Origin of the sequence: Duncaniella sp. C9 (assembly GCF_004803935.1) — a bacterium.
GTDB classification, from domain to species: domain Bacteria; phylum Bacteroidota; class Bacteroidia; order Bacteroidales; family Muribaculaceae; genus Duncaniella; species Duncaniella muris.
This window is the reverse complement of record NZ_CP039547.1, coordinates 2,964,720-2,986,339: the sequence shown is the minus strand read 5'-3', so window position 1 is coordinate 2,986,339 and position 21,620 is coordinate 2,964,720. Positions and strand designations below refer to the sequence as shown.

Below are 21,620 nucleotides of genomic sequence, written 5' to 3'. Positions count from 1 at the left end.
ATTGATGGTCAGATCAGTTGCGGAAGGAAGCACGAAACGATGAGCACTGCGATGCCTATGACAAGCACTGTGATCGTTTTTGACGAGCAGCCTTTCCACTCTTTAAGTATTATGCCCCAGACGTTGGAGAAGACCACGTTGAGCGCCATGAGGATGCAGAACGAGAGGGTCATCAGCGTAGGGGAGTCGGTCAGGAATCCTTTGCCGAGTGCGAGTCCGAAGAACTGGCTGTACCAGAGAGCTCCGGCAAGGAGGCAGAAGAGCAGGTTGTTGCCGAGAACGGCTCTGTTGGCATAGTCGCCCCAGGTCCGGTTCTTGTGGTTCTGATAGAAACAGTAGACGGCGTTTGTGACGAATCCGCCCAGGGTCACAAGCAGAGTGGCCGGAAGGGTTTTGTAGATGTCAGGGGTGAGTGAACCGAAATTGATTCCGCTGCCGAATTCAAGGCCTACGTTGAAGCAGCCGCTCATGAAACCTGCAAGCAGGGCGATGGTGATTCCTTTGGGGAAATTGAAGTCCTTGACAGCAGCCTTCTTCTCTTCTTCGCTGAGCGATGAGGCTTTCATTGATCCGGCGATGCCGATGATGGCGATGCCGATCAAGGTGACAACCACTCCGAGGATCACAGCCATTGTCAGCTGAGAGAGCGGATCGTTTTCAGGGAAGAAAATGTTGAGCAGCACGGGGCCCATTATGGTGCCTAAGCCGGCACATGTGCCGAGGGCTATAGACTGACCGAGCGCCACTCCGAGATAGCGCATGGAGAGTCCGAAGGTCAGACCTCCCACTCCCCAGAGTGCTCCGAAGAGAATGGTCATCCAGATGTTGAATGATTGGTCGGCTGTAAAGAGCTCTGTCAGCGAATGGCCGGCCGGAACGGCGAGGAGTGCGCCCAGAAACGGCAGAATGAGCCACGCGAAAACGCCCTGCACAATCCAGTAGCTTTCCCAGCTCCATGACTTGATCTTGTTGATGGGTACATAGCAGCTGGACTGGCAGAAAGCGCCGATCGCGATTATAAGGAGACCTATCAGTATCATCGTTTGCTGGTGACGTCACGTTCATACTGCTCCACTTCGACGATGTAGTTTTCGCCGACAGGCACATTGTTCTTGAGGCAGAACATGTCATAAACGGCATTCCAGGGGAGGTTCTTGCACTCTTCGAGGAGGGCAAGGCGCTGGAATCTCTTGTCTTCGAGTTCGTATTTGCGCAGAGTTTCGGTGGGTTCGAGCAGTGCGCGGAGCATGCACTTCTGGGCTGCGCGGCTACCGATCACGTAAGCGCCGATGCGGTTGAGGGTGCCGTCGAAGTAGTCGAGGCCGTAGTGCACGCGGTTGAGGGCGCCGGCACGGACAATTTCGCTGAAGAGGTCCATTGTCGGGTCGTCCATGATGGTGACATGGTCAGAGTCCCAACGGATGGGGCGGCTCACATGGAGCATCAGTTCGGGCACGAAAAGCAGCATGGCTGACACCTTGTCGGCTACACTTTCGGTGGGGTGGAAGTGGCCTGTGTCAAGGGTGATCATCATGTTGTTCTTGGCGGCGTATGATGTGTAGAAGTCGTTTGAGCCTACGGTGTAGCTTTCAAGTCCGATGCCGAACACCTTTGACTCCACGCAGTCTTTCATCCAGTCATATTTGTGTTCGAAGATCTGGTCGAGAGAGTCTTTGAGGAGCTCACGGTAGAGATAGCGGTTGACGGTGATGTCTTTTGAACCATCGTGAACCCAGGTGTTCATGATGCAGGGGTCCTGCTGAGCTTCGCCTATGGCCTGAGAGATGGCACGGCAGCGTTTTGAGTGTTCGATCCAGAAATCACGGATGCCCTTGTCGGGGTTCGAGAGGCTGAGGTCGCCGCTCTTCGGGTGAGAGAATGAGGTTGAGTTGAAGTCGAGCTTGATGTCATTGGCTTTGCCCCAGTCGATCCAGCTCTGGAAGTGTTCGACAGAGCACTGGTCGCGGTCAACGAACATGCCGCCGAAATCGCCGTAGATTTCATGGAGGTTGAGACGGTGCTTGCCGGGGATGAGGCTCATGGCATAGAGAATGTCGGCGCGGAGTTCGTCGATATTGCGTGCTTTGCCGGGATAGTTGCCGTTGACCTGGATGCCGCCGGTCAGCGAGCCGCCCTGGTTTTCAAAGCCGGCTACATCATCAGCCTGCCAGCAGTGCATGCTGAGGTGGAAGTCCTGCATCTGCTGCAGCACCTTGTCAGTGTCGATACCAAGTTTTGCGTAACGCTCTTTGGCTATTTCATAAGCTTGTTTTACAGTTCCTTCGTTCATGATAAGATAGATTTAGATGTATTTAGGTAAAATTTGATGTGTCTGTTTATTGAGGGAGATAAGTTTTTGTCTCGGTTGAGTTGATTGCCACCTTGCGCATTTCGGAGAGGTCGCTGACGCGGCCATCAGCGCGAAGCTGCACGAGTACATTGCCGAGGGCTGTGGATTCGGTCGGACCGGCCACCACGGGCATTTGGAGTTCATTGGCGGTGAGCTGCATCAGATGGGCGTTGAGTGATCCGCCGCCTATCACGTGCAGGGTATTGATTTCTTTTGGGGAGAGCTCACGCAGCCAGCCGAGCACTTCTTTGTAGCGGAGAGCCAGACTGCGGAATATCAGACGGACGTAGTCAGCCACTGTGACCGGCACTTTCTGTCCGGTGCGCTCGCAGTAGTCGCAGATGGCCTGGGTCATCGAGGCCGGATTTGCAAATGACGGATCGTCTGGGTTGATTGTGCTGTCGATGTCAGATTCGGTGTAGAGCGCACACAGATCGGCAACACTGGCCGGCGCGTCTTTCAGCTCGGTGCGGGCGCGTTCGAATATCCACATTCCGCAGATGTTTTTCAGATATCGGATGGTGCCGTCAAGGCCGCCTTCATTGGTGAAATTGTAGGCAAAGCCTTTTTCGTTGATGATGGGCTTAGGTGTCTCGATGCCGAGAAGCGACCATGTGCCGCAGCTCAGATATGCGAAATTCGCATCTTTGGCAGGTACGCCGATCACGGCCGAGGCTGTGTCGTGTCCGGCTACTGCAATGACGGGGACCTCGCCCAGTCCGGTCAGCTGCTGAACGGCGGGTGTAAGTGAGCCTATACGATGACCTGGGTTCACGAGTTTGCCGAAGCGGTCCTCGCTCAGTCCTATGCGGGCAAGAAGTTCGTCGTCGAGTCGGCCGGTTGTCGGGTTGAGTATCTGAGAGGTCGATGCTACGGTATATTCTGTCACGGCCTCGCCTGTCAGCATGTAGGCCAGTGCATCGGGGATAAACAGAATCTTGTCTGAGTTGTGGAGTGCGTTGCCCTGTTCTTTGCCTATGGTGTAGAGCTGAAACAGAGTGTTGAAATCCATGAACTGGATTCCGGTCTTGCCATATACTGTCTCTTTTGACATGTCTTCGCAGAACTTGTCGACAGCTCCGGTGGTGTGTGGGTCGCGGTAGCAGTAGGGGAGTCCGGCAAGTGTGCCGTCAGCGTGGAAATAGGCCACATCGCAACCCCAGGTGTCTATGCCTATAGACTGTGCTTTAGCTCCAATGGCATTGAGTTTTTCAGCTGCGGCTTTCAGGCCGGTAAGAATTTCGTGGTAAAGTCCGGGCAGATTCCAGAACAGGTGGCCTGCGATGGGGAGCATCGGGTGTTTGAACCGGTGAAGTTCTTCAGTTGAGATTTTTTCTCCGTCAAACGATGCAAGGATAAGGCGACCGCTGGTCGCACCGAGATCCACCGCTATATAATAGGTGGTAGATTCAGTTTTCATGATAATCGACGTTGTTTGTTAAATTCTAAGGTAGTGTGTGATTTGTCGTGGCGTGAGGGAGAAGGTGAGGGGAGAGAGGGAGTGTGTTTTCATGCGTGGAGATTATTTCTCACGCATGAAAACGTTGATCGGTGTGCCGTGGAAGTCCCATGTCTCTCTGATCTTGTTCTCCAGATAGCGGCGGTAGGGTTCCTTGACCCACTGCGGCAGGTTGCAGAAGAAGATAAATGTGGGTATGGGAGAGCCTTTCAGCATGGTCACATATTTGATCTTGATGAACTTTCCTTTATTGGCGGGAGGCGGATATGCCGAAATGGCTTCGAGCATCACGGTGTTGAGCTGCGATGTGGGGACAATGCGCTTGCGGTTTTCGCATACGTGAAGGGCTGTCTCAAGCACTTTGTAGATGCGCTGCTTGGTGAGAGCCGATGCGAATATGATCGGGAAATCGACAAAGGGTGCGAAGCGCTCGCGGATGGCGTCTTCGTAATGCTTGATCGCTTCCTTCGATTTGTCTTCTACGAGGTCCCATTTGTTGACCACAACCACAAGGCCCTTCTTGTTGCGCTGGATGAGCGAGAAGATGGAGACGTCCTGCGACTCGATGCCGCGTGTGGCGTCGATCATCAGTATGCAGACATCCGAAGCCTCGATGGCGCGGATCGAACGGATAACCGAATAATATTCGATATCTTCTGTAACCTTGGTCTTTTTACGGATACCGGCTGTGTCGACGAGGTAGAAATCGAAGCCGAATTTATTGTAGCGCGTATAGATCGAGTCGCGTGTGGTGCCGGCGATGTCGGTCACGATGTGGCGGTCTTCGTCAATAAACGCATTGATGATTGACGATTTTCCGGCATTCGGACGGCCTACGATGGCAATCTTCGGTATGTCGTCGAGTTTGGATTCCTCATCGTCATCTTTTTCAGGCATTTTGAGGACCACTTCGTCAAGAAGATCGCCGGTGCCGTAACCGCTGACAGCTGAGACACCCATAGGGTCACCGAGACCGAGACTGTAGAATTCGGCGATATTGTAGAGCGAGTCACCTGCGTCAACCTTGTTGGCCACGAGAATTACGGGCTTGGTTGAGCGGCGGAGAATTTCGGCTACCTGGTCATCAAGATCGGTCACGCCGTTCATGGCGTCGACCACAAACAGAATTTCGTCGGCCTGCTCGATGGCGAGGTGGACCTGCTTATTGATTTCGTTTTCGAAAATGTCTTCGCTGTTGACCACCCAGCCGCCGGTGTCGACAATCGAGAATTCTTTCCCGTTCCAGTCAACTTTGCCGTACTGGCGGTCGCGGGTAGTTCCGGCCTCGTCGTTGGTGATAGCGGTGCGTGACTGGGTAAGTCTGTTGAAAAGTGTGGATTTGCCCACATTAGGGCGTCCCACTATGGCGATCATTTGTCCCATTTGGATGATTATATAGATGGTTCCGGTTGTTTAGTTCCGGATTGTTAAAAACAAGCCGAACGTCAGTGCAAATTTAATGGATAATTTCCTATCCCACAACTTTCGCCCGTGTTAGAATAGGCTTAATTGCAGAATAGGAAATTATTAAGTTAAATATTGTAAAATCAAGCAGAATTTATGTTAATTTGCTTGACAAGGCTCGTTTCATGACTTATATTTGCGAATAAGTTTTTCATGGTATTAGATTTAAGGTAAAAAAGTTATTCGTCGTGATGACTAGTAATTTTTTTTGTCGTCATGTCAGAAGTAACTATCAGCAGGTCTTCTGATCCATATAAGGATTCAGACGGTGCCAGTCGGCAATAGGAGGCATGACGCCCATTTCGATTACTTCGTCGCGCAGCTTGCAAAGATGCTCATAGCTCTTTTCAAGCTCTTTTTCTTCTTCGGGAGTTCCGTTGACGGGCTTGCATTCCACGCCGTTTTTGCTGATGGTGGTTTCCATAGCCATCATGATGTGTTTGAAGCGGTCATTGTTGACATAGGCTCCGGCCGGCCAGCGGAAAGGCTGTCCGCCCATTGCTGCGGCTATCATCTCGATCGACAGATAGGCCGGGCTCTGAAATGAAGAACGGCCACGAAGGTCGATGATGTTTTTACCGCCCTGGATAACGCGCTGCTTGATGTTGATCCATTCTTCGAGAGGCAGACTCGGTGTTCCGATGATGTCTACAAGCGGTTTGCCGTCAACGGTTGTGGTCGAGGCAAATACTGCCATCTGTTCTCCGTGACCGCCGTAGGTACGGCTGTTGACAATTTCATCAGCTGGAATCTTGAGATATTTCGACAGTTCGCTGCGCAGACGGGTGCTGTCAAGAGCGGCAAGAGTGGTCACGCGTGAAGGCTCAACGCCGGAATAGAGAAGAGTTACAAGACCGGTGATGTCGGCAGGATTGAAGATGACAACGATATGTTTTACATCCGGACAATATTGTCTGACATCTTTACCGAACTGCTCTGCGATCTGTGCATTTCCTTTGAGAAGATCTTCACGGGTCATGCCGGCTTTGCGGGCTGCACCGCCTGACGATACTATATAGGCTGCTCCGGTGAGAGCTTCCTTGATGTCAGAGGTATATGTCAGATTCAATCCTTCGAATCCGCAGTGATAGAGTTCCTCGGCAACGCCTTCAAGAGCCGGTGCGAAAGGATCGTAGAGACAGATGTTAGGAGTCAGACGCATCATTATTGCGGTCTGGGCCATGTTTGATCCGATCATGCCGGCAGCTCCGACAATGGTCAGTTTCTCAGTAGTCAGAAAATCCATGATTTATGAGTTTTATTGGTTTGAGGTTTATGTATTATCAATAATAATAACATTGTCGGTCCGGTAAATGTTGCTGTTTATACCTTAAAAGAAGACTATTTGGGAAATAATCAGTATTTTTGCACTCTGTTTTGGAAAAAGAACACATTAGCCACTGACGATGACAACCAAAGAATTTGAAATTTTGAAATCTGCGTTTGATGATAGAGATAAATGAAAACTACTCAGTCTGAAATTCTAATTTTTATTTTAAAGATTGCAATTATGAAAAGATTATATGTGTTGCTGGTTTTTGCTGCTTGTGTGGTCGGCGCATCTTCGCAGGCGTTGAAATGTGATGACGGCAATATGCACTGGGAAGCTAATTTCACAGCCGGCCTTAATACCGACGGATATCAGTTTGACCTTGGCATAGCTTACTTCCCGCTTCAATATCTTGGCATAAAGACTCAGCTGGGATCAGCCGGAGAGATTGTGCCTGTGGAATACTGGGGTGATGATGAATATGATTCGCGCCTCGATTATGCCGCCCGTTTTAAATCCACATCCTCGCTGGTGGTCCGTAGTCCGAAGCTTATCAATTGGAAAAATCAGGGTGGCGGATTTTATCTTTTTGCCGAACCGGGTATAATACTTTCACCGGGAGCTTCAGGAAGCCATCGGGCTGAATGGGTTTCCTGGGATCTGAAGACCGGCATAAATCTCCAGGTTGATCGCTTCATTGTCTTCATAGGATATGGTATATCCGACTACAGCCTATACTCCGGTTGTCGACACGATTACAGGTCTCCGTCAGATCATGGCAAGTTCATAACACACTCAGGATTTATCGGCGGAGCCTACAAATTTTGAAGAGCCGGTTACTGGACCTGACCAAATTCTGCGTATCTTTGCACTGTTTTTCAATAGGACCCCCAGAGATTGAGGGCGATTAAGGTGATTTATGGAAGATACGAATCTAAATTCACAGACAAAAGCAGTCCAGGGCACCACTGCTGCAGCAAAGGAAAAACTCTGGAACAGTAATTACTGCAAGGCGATGGTTGGCAATTTCATGATGTTTTTTTCATTTTATCTGCTGACACCGCTGCTGCCCATCTATCTCGATGCGGAATTCAAGGCCGACAAGGATCTCATAGGCCTTGTATTGTCCGGTTATGTTGTCGCTGCACTCCTCGTAAGGCCTTTCAGCGGCTTTATTGTCGACAGTTTCAACCGCAAGAAGGTGTTGATGCTCTGTTTCTTTGCGTTTTTCATATGTTTTACGGGGTATATCGGAGCCGGAACCATTCTGATGTTTGCCGTGGTGCGTACTCTTCACGGTTTGCCCTTCGGTGCGACCACAGTTGCCAACAGTACAGTTGCCATTGATGTGCTCCCATCCTCACGGCGTAACGAAGGAGTGGGGTTCTATGGCCTGAGCAACAACCTTGCAATGGCTATTGCTCCCTCGGCAGGAATCTATATCTACTCTCTCAGCGGGAATTTTCGGTTGCTCTTCTGGATCTCTTTGGTGGTTGCTTTTGTGGGATTCTATTTTGTAAGCACCATCAGGCTGCCTCACCGTCCGCCGGTTGAAGGAAAACCGAAACTGAGCATGGATCACTTTTTTCTGAGCCGTGCATGGCTGATGGCAATAAACATTCTGCTTTTCGGTCTCTGTTGGGGCATCATGAGCAATTATGTGGCTATCTATGGAAAGGAAGAACTTGGCATCACCGATGGCACAGGCTTGTTCTTCGCACTTCTTTCAGGCGGACTTTTTGTTTCGCGCCTCTATGGAGTCAAGTCTCTCCGAGAGGGACATCTGACTGAAAATGCCCTTCAGGGAGCCGCCATAAGCTCTGTGGGTTTCACTCTGTTCGCTCTCGCTCCGGGAGTGTGGGCCTACTATCTGTCGGCCGTGCTGATCGGACTTGGCAACGGCCGCATGTTCCCGGCTTTTCTGAATATGTTTATCTGTGTAGCCCGTCATGACCAGAGAGGAACGGCCAACTCTTCAATCCTGACCTCCTGGGACTGTGGCATGGGGCTCGGCATACTCCTCGGTGGCTTCTTTGTGGAATATGCCGGCTATTCGGCTGCCTTCTGGGTTACTTCCGTCTCTCAGATCGCAGGCACTTTGCTCTTGCTTTTCTTTACCCGATCATTTTTTACCAGACGTCGTCTGCATGCCTGAACGGTATGAGAAAATTCAGAAAACATGGCCTTTAGGTCTGCTGATCAGAAGTTTTTAGTTAAAATATTTTTATCATATAAGAGAGTGGTGCAAAATTGAGTAATTTTGCACCCGCGTTTCAATAATACATTTATATAAGGTTATATAGGATATGGCAGTGACTGCAAGCACATCAACAGAGGATCTCGGCAAAAGTTCTGTCGGGAAATTATTGGCCCAGTATTCGATTCCGGCCATTATTGCGAGCGTCGCTACTTCGTTATACAATATCATAGACAGTATTTTTATCGGTCGTGGTGTCGGTCCTATGGCCATTGCCGGTCTGGCCATCACATTTCCGCTGATGAACCTCGTCGCGGCATTCTGTATGCTCATCGCCGCCGGCGGTGCCACTATCAGTTCTATTTTCCTCGGGCAGAAGAACTACAGTCGGGCTACAGATGTGGTCAACAATGTCTTTTCGCTCTGTCTGATCCATTCGATCGTGTTCGGTGGGCTCACACTGATCTTCCTTGATCCAATCCTGCTGTTTTTCGGAGCGACGGAAGAGACCATTGACTATGCGCGTGAATTCATGCAGGTAATTCTGCTGGGAACTCCATTGGGCTTTGTGTTCATTGGCCTCAACAACCTCATGCGCGCCACCGGTTATCCGCGCAAGGCCATGATTTCCGCCCTGATATCGGTGATTGTCAATCTTATATGCGCGCCGATTTTCATATTTGTATTGGACTGGGGCATCAGAGGAGCGGCGTGTGCTACTGTGGTAGGCCAGTTTTCGGCATTCGTTTGGGTGCTGTCACATTTCCTTTCGCGCAAAAGTTCGATTCACTTCAAGCGGCATAACAAGTGGCTTACGTGGTCTATAATAAAACGTATCTATGCCATCGGCCTTTCGCCGTTTCTGATGAACGTCTGCGCATGTGTGGTAGTGATCTTTATCAACAGGGCGCTTCTTGATTATGGAGGTGCCGACGGCAATCTTGCTGTAGGTGCTTATGGAATTCTCAACCGCACCACAATGTTTTTTGTGATGATCGTGTTCGGAGTCACCCAGGGCATGCAACCTATTCTCGGATATAATATAGGTGCCAACAATTTTGACAGAGTCAAGCGAGTGCTTCGGCTCGGCATATGGATCGGAGTTGCAATCACGGTTGTAGGCTGGATTGTCAGTGAAGGCTTCCCGGATGTGGTCTCCGCCTTGTTTACCACAGATGAGACTCTTGTCGGCATAGCCCGTGACGGCTTCAGAATCTACTTCATCTGCTATCCGGTGGTCGGATGCCAGATCGTCATTCAGAACTTTTTCCAGAGTGTGGGCAAGCCGCAGATGTCGATATTCCTCTCTCTGACACGCCAGCTTCTGTTCCTGATTCCGTTCCTGATAATTTTCCCGCGTCTGTGGGGAGTGCCGGGAGTCTGGGCTTCGATGGCAGGATCTGATATTATAGCTTTTGTTGTCGCCGTAGTCACCCTCTGGTGGTGGATGGGACACACAATGAAAAAAATGGAACTCAATGCAAGAAACTCTTGATCTACGTGTAACGCCGCGTGTAGCTGCTGAACCTCATCTGCTCAGCCAAGAGGTGGCGCGTCTGGCAGGTGTCAGTAAAGAATCAGTCAGTCATGTGCTCGTGACCAGACGCTCAATTGATGCACGTCAGCGTCAGGTGATGGTCAACCTTTCGGTCAGAGCCTATATCGACGAAGAGCCTTCGTCTCTGTCGCTTGTCCGTGCGGTGGATTACCGCTCGGTGGCTTCAGACGCTCCGCAGGCCATAGTGGTTGGTGCCGGTCCGGCAGGACTGTTTGCAGCCTTGCGGCTGATAGAGGAAGGTGTGCGCCCGATTGTGTTCGAGCGCGGCAAGGATGTGGACTCGCGCAGACCCGATATGGCCGATATAGCTCGCAAGGGAGTAGTTGATCCTGATTCAAACTATTGCTTTGGTGAAGGCGGTGCCGGGGCATTTTCTGACGGGAAACTTTACACCCGATCAAAAAAACGCGGCTCGGTAGACAAGATTCTGAATATTTTTGCCCAGCATGGCGCTTCGGAAAACATTCTGGTGGATGCCCACCCGCATATCGGTACCGACAAACTCCCAGGAGTCATAAAGGCCATGCGCGAGACCATCTGCCGCTGCGGAGGTGAAGTCCGATTTTCAACCCGTGTGACAGAATTGATAATAGAGCGTGATGAGGTAAGAGGAGTGGTCACAGCCGGCGGTGAAAAATATTTCGGTCCTGTGATTCTTGCAACAGGCCATTCGGCCCGTGATGTATATCGCTTCCTGCTGTCAGCCGGAGTGACGATGGAACCGAAGGGACTCGCCGTCGGGGTACGTCTCGAACACCCGCAGCATCTGATAGACTGTCTGCGCTATCATTCCAAAGACGGCCGCGGGCGCTATTTGCCGGCAGCCGAATATACAATGCTGACAAGGGTCGATGACCGTGGAGTCTACTCTTTCTGCATGTGTCCTGGTGGCGTTGTTATCCCGTCTGCCAGTGGTCCTGAGCAGCTTGCCGTCAACGGTATGTCGGGATCAGCGCGTTCATCGCGGTGGGCCAATGCTGCTATGGTGGTTGAAGTATTGCCTGAAGATATTCCGACAGTAGGGACAGATGATGATCCGGAAGGCATTCTGAAGATGCTGCGTTTCCAGGAGAGCATTGAGAAGGCCTTTTGGCAGGAGGCCGGACAGACTCAGAACGCTCCCGCACAGCGGATGGCTGATTTTGTCAACGGCCGGCCGTCTTCTTCATTGCCACAGGTTTCATATGCTCCCGGAGCGCATCCGGCGCGCATTGACAAGCTTTTGCCAAAGGGAATTGCCCGCCGTCTGCAGCTCGGATTCAAGGATTTTGACCGTAAGAACCGCGGCTTCCTTACAAATGACGCAGTTCTGATAGGGGCAGAGACGCGCACCTCGTCGCCCTTGCGCATACCGCGTGACAATGAGTCGTTGCGCCATATCACCCTGAAAGGTCTGTATCCCTGTGGCGAGGGCGCCGGTTATGCTGGCGGAATTGTGTCGGCTGCAATTGACGGAGACCGTTCTGCTGCCGCCGTGGCCGCTGATCTGAATGTCTCATAATGGTTATTGGGTATCTGAAGCTTGTAATGAGATCTGAAATTACCAAAAAATAGGTATTTCCCGGCTGTGAAGACCGGCGTAATTTTGCACACTGAAAAAAGAGTGTAAAACAAGCCGGTCAACAAATGATCTTCAAATCAAAATATCAGTCAGCCCTATTCATATTTGTGATGGCTGTATCGACAATGGTCGGTGCGGCCTGTCATGTATCGGCTGCAGTCTGGCTGGTTGTGAACGTAAAGGATGCGGCTACACTCGAACCGTTGGAATTTGCGGCGGTGACATTCCGCCAGCCTGCGGTGGCCGGAGTTTCCGGTGGCCATACTGATGCGGAAGGCTCGATAACGCTTACGGTCCAGCCCGGCCAGGCTGTGATAGAGCTGAATCTTGTAGGCTATAAAGCGCAACGTCGCAATCTTTCGCTTAAAGACCGTGAAAGTCTGACGCTGAATTTCAGGCTTGAACCGTCCACCTCCCTGAATGAAGTTGTTGTCACCGCCCGCGAGGGCTATAATGCCACATCCGCATCACTTATTGACACTACGGCTATGAGGCATCTTCAGCCGTCGAGTTTCACGGATCTCATGAGCCTGCTTCCTGGCGGAGTGACCAAAGATCCTGAAATGGGGTCGGTCAACAGGATTGATCTGCGCTCGGCTTCGGGCATGACTCAGAATGACGATTATGCCACAGCGGCCCTCGGCACGGCTTTCGTGGTCGACGGTGTGAGACTTAACACTGATGCCGACATGCAGATCACACCGGATGCCAACCGAACTTCAAGGATATCGACAGGTAAAGGAGTTGACATGCGCTCGCTTTCGACAGATGATATAGAGAGTGTGGAGATTGTGCGTGGTATTCCGTCAGTGGAATACGGCGAGCTGACCTCCGGACTTGTAAGCATCAAGAGCAAAAGCGGAGCCAGACGTCTCGAAGCCCGTTTTAAAGCCGACACTCAGAGCCAGCTTTTCTATGTTGGCAAAGGCTTTGATCTCAGTGGCGACAACACATGGATCATAAATGCCGGAGTCGACTATCTCGATTCGAAGATTGACCCGCGCAACAATCGCGAGAATTTCAAGCGCGTGACCGGTTCGTTGCGAAGCACAAAGCGTTGGACCGGCCCGGTGGCCCGCATTGCCTGGAATTCCAATTTCAGCTACAGCGGCATGTTTGAGAAAGATGACAACGATCCGGATCTTGCCGTCAACAATACAATTGACTTTTATCAGAACAGCAAGCACACCATGCGCTGGGATAACACTTTGCGCTATGTACCGTCTGTTGCCTCCGTGCTTCAGGAATTAAATCTGGTTTCCGGACTTAGCTACGGACATGAGCAGCTTGAGCAGCAGAAACACGTAGCTTCGTCACGAGTTATGCCGATGCCTGTCTCGCTGGTTGAAGGTGACAATTACATCGGCTATCTCCCCATGCTCTATCTTGCCGACTACCGTGTGGAGGGCCGTCCGTTTACCGCCTCGCTCAAAAGCAGCGGCCGCTTGCGTTTCGGCGGGAGTTCACTGTCATCGGCTCTGAAATTCGGAGTTGAGTGGAACATGAGCAAAAACTATGGCCGTGGGGCCGTTTATGATATTTCGCGCCCGCTGATAGCAGGCAACAACACTCGTCCGCGCGCCTTCCGTGATGTACCGGCCATGCACCAGCTCTCGGCATACCTCGAAAGCGAGACCAGATTCTATGCAGGGAAGCACACCCTTTCACTGACGGCCGGTCTGCGAGAGACTCAGCTTCTGCATCTCGACAGCAGATATGAACTGAGCGGTAAGCCTTATTTTGACCCTCGCTTCAACCTTGTCTGGAGTCTGCCGCCGGCCTATGTCAGAAACTATCCGCTCGGATTCGAACTCGCAGCCGGAGCCGGATGGCATACAAAGATGCCGGTAGTATAATCGGCAAAACGAAAAGTGCAATTTTGAAAAACGAAAAGTACATTTTTTGGTGTTTTCCGGCCATTTCGGGCGCGTCTGTTTGACCGCCGTTCAATCATCGCTCAAACGCTGTTTAATCGGTTGAAAAATAGTTATTTTTACAGCAAAATAATCCCTCAAACTTTTTGCGGTTTGAGGGATTTTTACTACCTTTGTATTGTTATCTTGGCCGCGTTCACACCGAATCTGCGGCCATTTTCGTAAGTATTCCGACGCATCTTTCTATCATTTTCGAGCGGTCGCGCTTCCATTCGGTCGCTTCCATCCCTTTGTCGTATGCCGGATAAGGTTGCTGCGGCTTTACGCACCGAAAACGCTTGTCGAGCGCGTAAATGTATCGGTAGGTCTTGACGTGGAACACTTCAAAATCGCCTATCAGCATCCCGACATTGGCGCGTAGAAAGCCCGACGGCGATGTTGAGTTGGTGAATATCTGTTCGTGTACCATCTCACCGCTGCGCCTGTTACGCAGAAACTTGGTGAGGTGAAAGCCGTAATACTGGAAGTTGGCGGCTTTGTAGATAGTGCCGCAGCCGAGGCGACCGTCGGCGAAACTCTGCACGGCCACGAGGTTAGGGTCAAGGCGGCGCAGCAGCTTGATCGAGGCGGCTATCAGAATGCTCTCGGCATTGTGGCCGAGTTCATCATCTATCCACATACGGTTGAGTTCGCACATCCACGCTTTGGGATTGGGGTGCGTGAACAGGCGCGCCTTTGGATTCTTCATGTAGCCGTAGACGGCCACGCCGAGGCAGCGGTCGGGTTCGTCGGCGCGGAAGATTCCGAAGTTGTAGACACCGAAACCTCCGTCGTTCCATTTGTGGGAGTAGTGGTTCTTGACAATCATTTCCTTTGCGGTGGCCTTGTCAACAGGCGTTATCAGAAGCCGTCCGAGCGAGGAGGTCTCCTTGTAAATCTCCGTCGGGAGACTGTTGCTGTCATTCATTCAGCATAAAATGGGGTTTGATAGTTTGTGAAACGGTTGGTTATCTCGCCCCTTTTGCGTAATTTTGCAGTGGCAACCACATACAAAGACGCGATGCCCTGCGGTCAAAAGGCTTATACAGCCCTCGACTGCGCGGGGTATCGCGTCTTTGTGATAGTATGTGGTTGCCGCCTTTACTATCTGGTCGGGGGCTGTTTTTTATTGCCCACCGACGTATGTTTTCTGTTATTCTGTTTTTTTCATCGGCTGTTTTATTGGGGTTAAGAATTTAACGGTTATCTTTGCGCCATGCATTACACCCTCGACAGTTTTGCGATTTCGATTTCAAGATAGTGTATGGTGTGTGCGGCATGTGCGATTCCCTCTCACACTAAGTTATCGCGGCAATGGCCGCGTCCGACAGCAGGGATTGAGCGTCTTATAGACCCCGTTGAGATGATTTTGAACGAAGCACCGACTGGATTAGTCAGCGACAACCTACAAGATTTCACAACAGAGCATATAATGAGTTACGACCGCCGGGGTTTTTAGAGGAGCAGTTTTTCAACCGCCCCTCTTTTTTTGTCCCTAATCGGCAGAGAACCCACGGCGCACCACGGTCTTGTTGGTCTTCTTGTCGAGATGAAACCAAAGGCGGTATTTCATACGCGCCATCTCGCCGCCCGCGCTCTTGAACGTCTTCCCGGCTGCGGCAAACTGCAACGCGATCCGCGCATAGCAGCAAGCCTGTGTCTTGGGCTTTGTGCCTTTCTTGGAGGCCTTGACGCGAGTGCCGACCACTTTGTAGAGTCCGTTCCCGGCGGCGATTTCTGACAGACTCCCGCTTGCCACAATCATATCCGAGCAGACAGATCCGAGTTCCTTTCCGATAAGGGCATTGTCCTCCTTGTCGGTTACGCCTATGCACTTAGGCACATACCAGTTGTTAGGTGAGGAGGTGGAGAGTATCACGCCCTTGTAATGCACGTATTGGTTCTTCGGTTGCCGGAGCATGGATTTCCCTTTCCATGCGGCGTTTGTGCCTGTCGTGCCGCCGGAACGACGCTTTCGGCTGCGTTTCTTCTTGCGGAGCAGCACAAGTTGAACCCCCTCCGGGATAAAGCCGTGGCGCACATAGACGGTCGATCCTTTCACAACCTTAACGTCGATATGCAGGTTTTCCGTAACCGGGTAGAAACCTCCCCACGTCTTTGCCGCGCTGTTCCAATAGCGGACGTAGCGGCGCAGGTCGGGCAGGATCTGTTCCTGCGTGATGTTGTTCGCGCTGTGGCGGTAGACGTTGATCGTGTATTCCTCCGCGCCGTTCAGAGCGAAACACCCCTTGCGGCAGTTAAGACGCACGTTGTCCTTTTGCGCGTCCAACTGAACGCGGGTGAGGCTGTCGGTAGACAATACGGTGAGTTTCTTGGCGAGGTCGCTGTTGACGGCGGTGTAGTCGAGCAGTTTCTTTGCCAACTGGTCGTTGGTTTCTATCATCGAGAACCCGGAGGCCGGATATAATCCCGGCACGTTCTTTGTATATGTCGGCACATATTCGGCGTAACGGTAAATCCGCGCCTCGCGGTAGGTCGTGCCGTCGGCCACGATGTTCTCGGTTGTCTCCCGGATCTGAATGCCGTTGCCCGGCTTGGCTGCGGCCTTGAAGCGCAGCACCTCGCCGTCTATCACCACAACGCCGTCGGCGGTGGCCGTAGGTGCGAGCAGGATGTAACGTTTACCGCCTATCCTTGCGAATGCCTGTAAAAAGGTAATCTGGTCTTGTATGAACGACAGCCCCTGCGTCGATAATGGATACAGGCCATTGCCACCGTTTGCGACCGCCGTTGATAAATATTCCGCTCTGTTCATTGCTTGAGTTTGTTGGGGTGTAAATCGGAGTTTTTGAAAGGATTCTGTATTGCTCCACAATGGCCTTCACCTTGTCGAGCTGCGTTGTGTAGATGTTGTTGGGGACGCGCACGATGAACGAGTTCTGCGGCGCGTTGAGCCGCGCTTCGTCGGCGAGCAACGGTGTCGGATGTTCCGGCGGCTCACCCTCTACGGGCTTGCGGTTCTTCTTCTCGTCCACGGCGAGCAACTGGTTCGGCATCGTCGGGTCTTTTGCATAGACCCACTCCCCCTCGTATGCCCCCGCGTCCTCGATCTCAAACCCTTTTTTCAGATTGAAAGCGTCGTTGAGAGCGGCGCGGAGATAGCACACCTGCCCGTTGTGGCTCAACCTGTATATGTGGTCGCCACGCGCCCGCAGGAAGCGCGGGTACAGCCCTGTGTCGTCGCCGAGGTAGAGCGGCGAGCATAAGGCGCGGCAGAAAGCGAACACCCGGCGCAGACGCAGGAACGTCGGCAGCATGGTCGCTATCCACTTGTCGAAATCTATGTCAAAAATCATCATTCGGCCACTTGATAGGCACGGCCTCTGACCGTGAGGTTCTGCAATGCGTAATAACCCGAATAGGGACGGCGGTAGCCGACGACACGCGAGTAAGCCTCCGAGCCTCCGGCTGCGGCCTCCACTTTCACGATGTCGGCCACGCGCACTCCCTCAATGGACTGCAAAGCGGCCATAAGGTCGGAGTTTCGGTATTCGCCGTTGAAAGGCAGCTTGGATATGACACCGCTCACGGCCTCGGTTATCACGTCCTTGCCGTCGCGCAGCAGCCTTATGGCCGTGTAGCCGTCCGCATCCGGGCGACCGTTGCCTGTGGGCTGCGCCGTGAGTATGGCCGGATCATAAAGCACCACGAGTTCCACGCGCATATTGTCTGCGGGTTCGTTCAGCACCTTTATGGCCACTCCCGCGTCCTTTATCTGCGAGAGGTAGCCTTTCAGTCCGGCGAGGTCATCGGGCTGCAGAGGCGTGGGCTGGCCGTTGTTGCCCCTCGCGGCAACCTTGATGAACACCTGCGTGTTGTCCTCGGTGGCGACCGCGTATTTCACCACACGTGCCTTTTCGATGTCGGCCTCCGTCATTCCCGACGTGTCGTAGTAGTCGGCCACGACCACGCCGTCGGTCATTATGAGATCCTTGCCGCGCATATAGGCGAGGGTCTTTGTAACGTACCAACGGAGCGTGTGCGGGCGCAGGGCATCTATCCTCGCGTCCACCTCCTCGCGGTGGCGGTCGAAAAGTTTTTCGAGCAGCCATATACAGGAGGCGACGACGTAGAACATCAGGCTCTCCAGCGACACCGGCGAGAAAGCCTTGTCAAAGGATTGGTTCTCTTTCAGTCCGTACCCTGTGCGGATAGCGTCCTGTGAGATGAAGGTCTCGCATATCTGAGCCTTTATCTCGGCGATTGACCGTGACATCGCCTCACGCTTTGTTGAGCGCGGCTATGGCCGAGCGGTAAGCGTCGAAATCAATCTCCGGGCGCGGTGCGTCGCCGTAACGCAGGTCGAGGTCATACTGAATGTCGGCCACAACTCGCTCCGGGTCGGGAATGCCTAAGTAGCGCATTTCAGAATAGGCCACAAGGCCGCTGTCAACCTCCTTGCCCTGCTGCGGTTCCTCGGCGGGAGGGGGTGTGCCGTTTTTGGCGGCGCGGCTCAACGCCTTGCGCTTGCGGAACGCGGCGCGTTTGTCAACTTCGGGGATTGTTGTCTTGACAGGCTCGTAGTCCCAACGAACAATGCAACCCCTTTTGCGACCGGTGTTGAACTGCTCAACGGCAGGGAGCGTCTCCCCGCTGAAAACTCGTGCTGTCATTCGCTTTGCTTTTGGTATTCTGTTTCTTGATGCTTGTTTACGCTTGCGGCGGAGCATACGCTTCACGCGCTCGCGGTGTTTGTATTTCTGTTTTAGTATTATCTTGGTGAAGTCCCATTCCACCACAATGTATTTCATCCACGCCTCGGAGATCCTACCGCAGAAAGCCCGGCGCATACCATATTCCTGTCCTTGCCGCATGAGGCCGAGATAGGAGTTGATGCAGCTCACGAAATGCTCCGCGTTGGCTTTGCACCATGCCGCGCCGCGCTCCTCGGCCTGTCGGTTGAATCCGTGCAGACGGCACATCGCTTTTCCGAGGGTGCGGTTGGCGATGTAGATGCGCTCTCCCTTGATGACCGTGCCGAGGAATTTAACGCCTTTCTTGTAGTGCTGCAGGTAATACTTTTTCGGGTTTACCCTCACCTCGGCTGTCTGCCACAGGTGTTCCCTGATAAGCGGCATAGCGAGTAGCAGTTTCTCCTTGTCGCAGTCCACGGTGGCCGTGTCGTCCACATAGCGGTCTATGTCGAGGCCGAGGGTCTCGGTAAGGTAATGGTCGGTCTCGTCAAGCAGAAAATTCGCCACGAGCTGCGAGGTGATGTTTCCGATCGGGAGGCCGTACCCCTCCGGCACGGTGAACAGGCTTTTGTTCGGAGGCAGTTCCTCCCACTTGCGCGGGTCGCCCTGTATGATGCACCCCTCCGCCGGGGAGTTGAGCAGAGTTACCTGCGTGAGGTAGACAAGCGTCTCCACGTCCGCGCACTTGTACCGCTCCCGGATGAAACGGCAGAGTTTATCCGTCACCATCGCCCGGTTTATCGACATGAAGAAACCTTTGAGGTCATATTTCAGAACCCAGCAGTCGCGGGTGTAGTTCTCGGATTTCTCGCGTATGGCCTCGTGCAGATGTTTCACGGCGGCAAGCGTACCCTTACCCTTGCGGCAGTTGAAACTCGCCGGGATGAACTGCGCCTCGAAAAGCGGTTCTATCCGCTGTGCGATCCAAGTCTGCACTATCCTGTCCCGGAACATCGCCGCGAATACCTCCCGCAGCGTCGGCCATTCCACGAGGAACGTGATCGAGGGCTGCGGCCTGTACCGTCCGGCCTGTATCTCTTCGCGCAGTTTCAGCAGTTCGGCCTCGTAGTGTATCTCAAAGGCCGCAGCCGCCTCAGTCCACGCCTTGTTGCGGCGGCACTGATAATAGGCGGACAAAAGACTGTCGTAGCCTATGGCGATATGTTGTTCCGGTTGGTTGTTCATTTTCCGTTGAAATTCCGACACCGCCCGCACGTCGTTAGTGTTGTTTCTGTTGTTGTTGATGTTGCCATTGTAGTTGACAACCCACGAGCAGTAATCTTCTGTGACTGGCTTGTTCCTTGCTCTTAATGAGAGCGCACAGACCTTTTCATTAAAGAAAATCGCGCTTCCGTAAGCCGTGGCCGACGGAACACTCACTCTTAGACACTTTTTTCGCCCTTTCAGCCGTGGCCTTGCGCCACGACCCGAGCTGCCCGGATATATCGGCCATAAGCTCCGACAGACTTGTCTGTTTCTGCAATGGCAGCACCCGCGCCTCGTTGCACAGCCGCATATACGTGTTCAGCACCGTGAATTTCGTCAACGCCCGGTCTATGTAGACAACCTTGTGCGCCACGTTCTGCTCATCCCACGCATACACTATCAGCGCGATCAGATCCGTTGCAGCGTCCAACGTCTTCTCCCAAAGCCACCGTCGGTATTTCACAGGCACGTTGTCGCTGAGGCCGACCATCTGCTGTATCAGCCTGTAAACGCTCTTGTATGCCCCGGCTGTCGCCGCGCCGTTTGCCATTTCAGTTAATTTTTTAATCGTCTGCAAAGTTACGAAAATTTTTTCGACCGGGCTTCGCCCGGTGTCGCTTTCCCTCTGCCCGGTCGCCCTTTAAGGGGGCGACCTCACCAAAGGAAAGGAAAAAGGTTTAATATTCAAAATGAAAAGCCGACACCGCCCGCACGTCGTAAGTGGTGTAACTGGTGTAGTCGATGTCGCCATTGAAGTAGACAACCCACGAGCAGAGAGAATCGTACACGGAACTTGACCACCAATACTCCCAACGACCATTCGGCTGAGTCCATTGGCCAGTCGTTCCCGGCTTAATGTCGGGAAGAAGAAAAAAGCCCTCTTCTCCCGCATCGGTGTGCTGCTGTATTATAGCGTTGATGGCCGTGCGGTTCAACCACATAATATATAGCTGTCCCGCCGAGGGCAAGAATCTCTGTTCGTCATAATCGGACGGCGACGAAGCCGCCCATCTCGCTGCCGTATGCGTCGGGCTGAATCCGAGTATTTTGGCGGTGTTCATATTTCCGTCCATATCGGTGCGGGCTTTCTCTATTGCCGCATCATAATCGTGGGCGGTCGATCTCTTTTGAACGGCATAGTCCATCAGCGGGAACAGAGTGTTGCGGTCGCGGCTGTCGCACCACTCCATTGTTTTATCAGAGAGGCTGTTTTTGCCTATGGCAAATGTCGTTTCAGCGGTTGACACAAGAACGCCTATATACCACCATCCCTCGTTTTGAGGATATTTTTCGGAGTCTTGCGCCCAAAGATATATTTCTTCCGGCACCTCCTCCATTCTCATAGGAGTAACGAATGGTATCGCTGTGTAGTATTCATCCTCCCAACCGTCATCGCCATAATGGGCGAGATCGGTATGGCCGAGTGCCCATACCCCCACAGGGAAGTTCCACAGTCTCACGTCGCGTTGCTCCGCCACAGCGTCAAACACCAGTTGGAACGACGCGCCGAGGCCGTCTATATGGGACGAGACCGCATATTTGAAGCCGTGCGGCACGTCAAACTCCACCACGCCGTCCGCATCTGCCGTGAGCTCCTGTCGTGGCATTGCCGTGCAGGGGAAGCCGCCGATGGCAAACACGTCAAGCCGCACTGTCGCTCCTTCGGCACTGACTTTGCTTTGGCCGTCGCAAGCCGTAACCTCTACACGCACATGTTCCCTCGGTATCTCGCCGAGGGTTTCCACCACCTCGGCCACGGCTTCGGTGAGACCTGCGAGTGTCCCGCCTACCATCTCCGGCGTGATTGATTTCGGCATTACCGCCTCGCGGATCTCTGCCGACGTTGCCCGCAGTTCGTCGGGCTTCCAGTCCTGTTTCATATTGTCTGTTTATGATGATGTTGTTTGTAATGCGTCTGTTTTCTCTC

16 protein-coding genes are annotated in these 21,620 nt (G+C 52.6%); 5 read left to right on the top strand and 11 right to left on the bottom strand.

Translation table 11 applies throughout. The features are described 5' to 3' along the window. Positions 1-8: 8 nt before the first annotated feature. The 5 genes from E7745_RS12640 to E7745_RS12620 all read right to left on the bottom strand — a co-directional run bounded on the left by E7745_RS12640 (position 9) and on the right by E7745_RS12620 (position 6,519). A complete protein-coding gene (locus E7745_RS12640; RefSeq protein WP_107032897.1) occupies positions 9-1,040 on the bottom strand; it encodes an L-rhamnose/proton symporter RhaT in 1,032 nt (343 codons plus the stop codon). Beyond that, positions 1,037-2,290: an L-rhamnose isomerase gene (locus E7745_RS12635; RefSeq protein ID WP_136408984.1), complete on the bottom strand. Its 1,254-nt coding sequence runs from the start codon at positions 2,288-2,290 to the stop codon at positions 1,037-1,039. The genes E7745_RS12640 and E7745_RS12635 overlap by 4 nt, the downstream gene beginning before the upstream one ends. Positions 2,291-2,336: 46 nt before the next feature. Next, a complete protein-coding gene (locus E7745_RS12630; RefSeq protein WP_136408983.1) occupies positions 2,337-3,770 on the bottom strand; it encodes a rhamnulokinase family protein in 1,434 nt (477 codons plus the stop codon). Between the two features lie 102 nt (positions 3,771-3,872). Next, positions 3,873-5,192, bottom strand: a complete 1,320-nt coding sequence (gene der / locus E7745_RS12625) for a ribosome biogenesis GTPase Der (RefSeq protein WP_136408982.1) — start codon at positions 5,190-5,192, stop codon at positions 3,873-3,875. Between the two features lie 313 nt (positions 5,193-5,505). Then, positions 5,506-6,519 (bottom strand): malate dehydrogenase, encoded by a 1,014-nt coding sequence (locus E7745_RS12620; RefSeq protein WP_123399252.1) that lies wholly within the window; start codon positions 6,517-6,519, stop codon positions 5,506-5,508. Positions 6,520-6,783: 264 nt separating this feature from the next. On the opposite strand from E7745_RS12620, the gene E7745_RS12615 reads away from it, so the two are divergent. The 5 genes from E7745_RS12615 (at position 6,784) to E7745_RS12595 (ending at position 13,715) form a co-directional block, all read left to right on the top strand. Beyond that, on the top strand, positions 6,784-7,371 hold the full coding sequence (locus E7745_RS12615) for a hypothetical protein (RefSeq protein WP_136408981.1): 588 nt from the start codon (positions 6,784-6,786) through the stop codon (positions 7,369-7,371). A gap of 91 nt (positions 7,372-7,462) precedes the next feature. Beyond that, complete coding sequence (locus E7745_RS12610; protein ID WP_136408980.1) at positions 7,463-8,698, top strand: MFS transporter; 1,236 nt, start codon at positions 7,463-7,465, stop codon at positions 8,696-8,698. Positions 8,699-8,849: 151 nt separating this feature from the next. Continuing rightward, positions 8,850-10,235, top strand: a complete 1,386-nt coding sequence (locus E7745_RS12605) for an MATE family efflux transporter (protein ID WP_136408979.1) — start codon at positions 8,850-8,852, stop codon at positions 10,233-10,235. After that, entirely contained in the window at positions 10,219-11,799 is a 1,581-nt protein-coding gene (locus E7745_RS12600) for an NAD(P)/FAD-dependent oxidoreductase (protein ID WP_136408978.1), read from the top strand. The genes E7745_RS12605 and E7745_RS12600 overlap by 17 nt, the downstream gene beginning before the upstream one ends. A gap of 125 nt (positions 11,800-11,924) precedes the next feature. Beyond that, entirely contained in the window at positions 11,925-13,715 is a 1,791-nt protein-coding gene (locus E7745_RS12595) for a TonB-dependent receptor plug domain-containing protein (RefSeq protein ID WP_136408977.1), read from the top strand. A gap of 214 nt (positions 13,716-13,929) precedes the next feature. Here the strand turns inward: E7745_RS12595 and E7745_RS12590 are convergent, their stop codons facing one another. The 6 genes from E7745_RS12590 to E7745_RS12565 form a co-directional block, all read right to left on the bottom strand. Beyond that, positions 13,930-14,700, bottom strand: coding sequence for a hypothetical protein (locus E7745_RS12590; protein WP_136408976.1), 771 nt, complete (start codon positions 14,698-14,700; stop codon positions 13,930-13,932). A 567-nt stretch (positions 14,701-15,267) separates the two neighbouring features. Beyond that, positions 15,268-16,548, bottom strand: a complete 1,281-nt coding sequence (locus tag E7745_RS12585; RefSeq protein WP_136408975.1) for a hypothetical protein — start codon at positions 16,546-16,548, stop codon at positions 15,268-15,270. A gap of 540 nt (positions 16,549-17,088) precedes the next feature. After that, the gene (locus tag E7745_RS12580; protein ID WP_136408974.1) at positions 17,089-18,009 is read right to left on the bottom strand and encodes a hypothetical protein; all 921 of its coding nucleotides are present in this window, start codon (positions 18,007-18,009) and stop codon (positions 17,089-17,091) included. 4 nt (positions 18,010-18,013) lie between these two features. Continuing rightward, on the bottom strand, positions 18,014-19,672 hold the full coding sequence (locus E7745_RS12575) for a reverse transcriptase domain-containing protein (protein WP_136408973.1): 1,659 nt from the start codon (positions 19,670-19,672) through the stop codon (positions 18,014-18,016). A gap of 148 nt (positions 19,673-19,820) precedes the next feature. Beyond that, positions 19,821-20,243, bottom strand: a complete 423-nt coding sequence (locus E7745_RS12570; protein WP_136408972.1) for a four helix bundle protein — start codon at positions 20,241-20,243, stop codon at positions 19,821-19,823. A gap of 127 nt (positions 20,244-20,370) precedes the next feature. Continuing rightward, complete coding sequence (locus tag E7745_RS12565) at positions 20,371-21,573, bottom strand: hypothetical protein (protein WP_136408971.1); 1,203 nt, start codon at positions 21,571-21,573, stop codon at positions 20,371-20,373. Positions 21,574-21,620 lie beyond the last annotated feature (47 nt).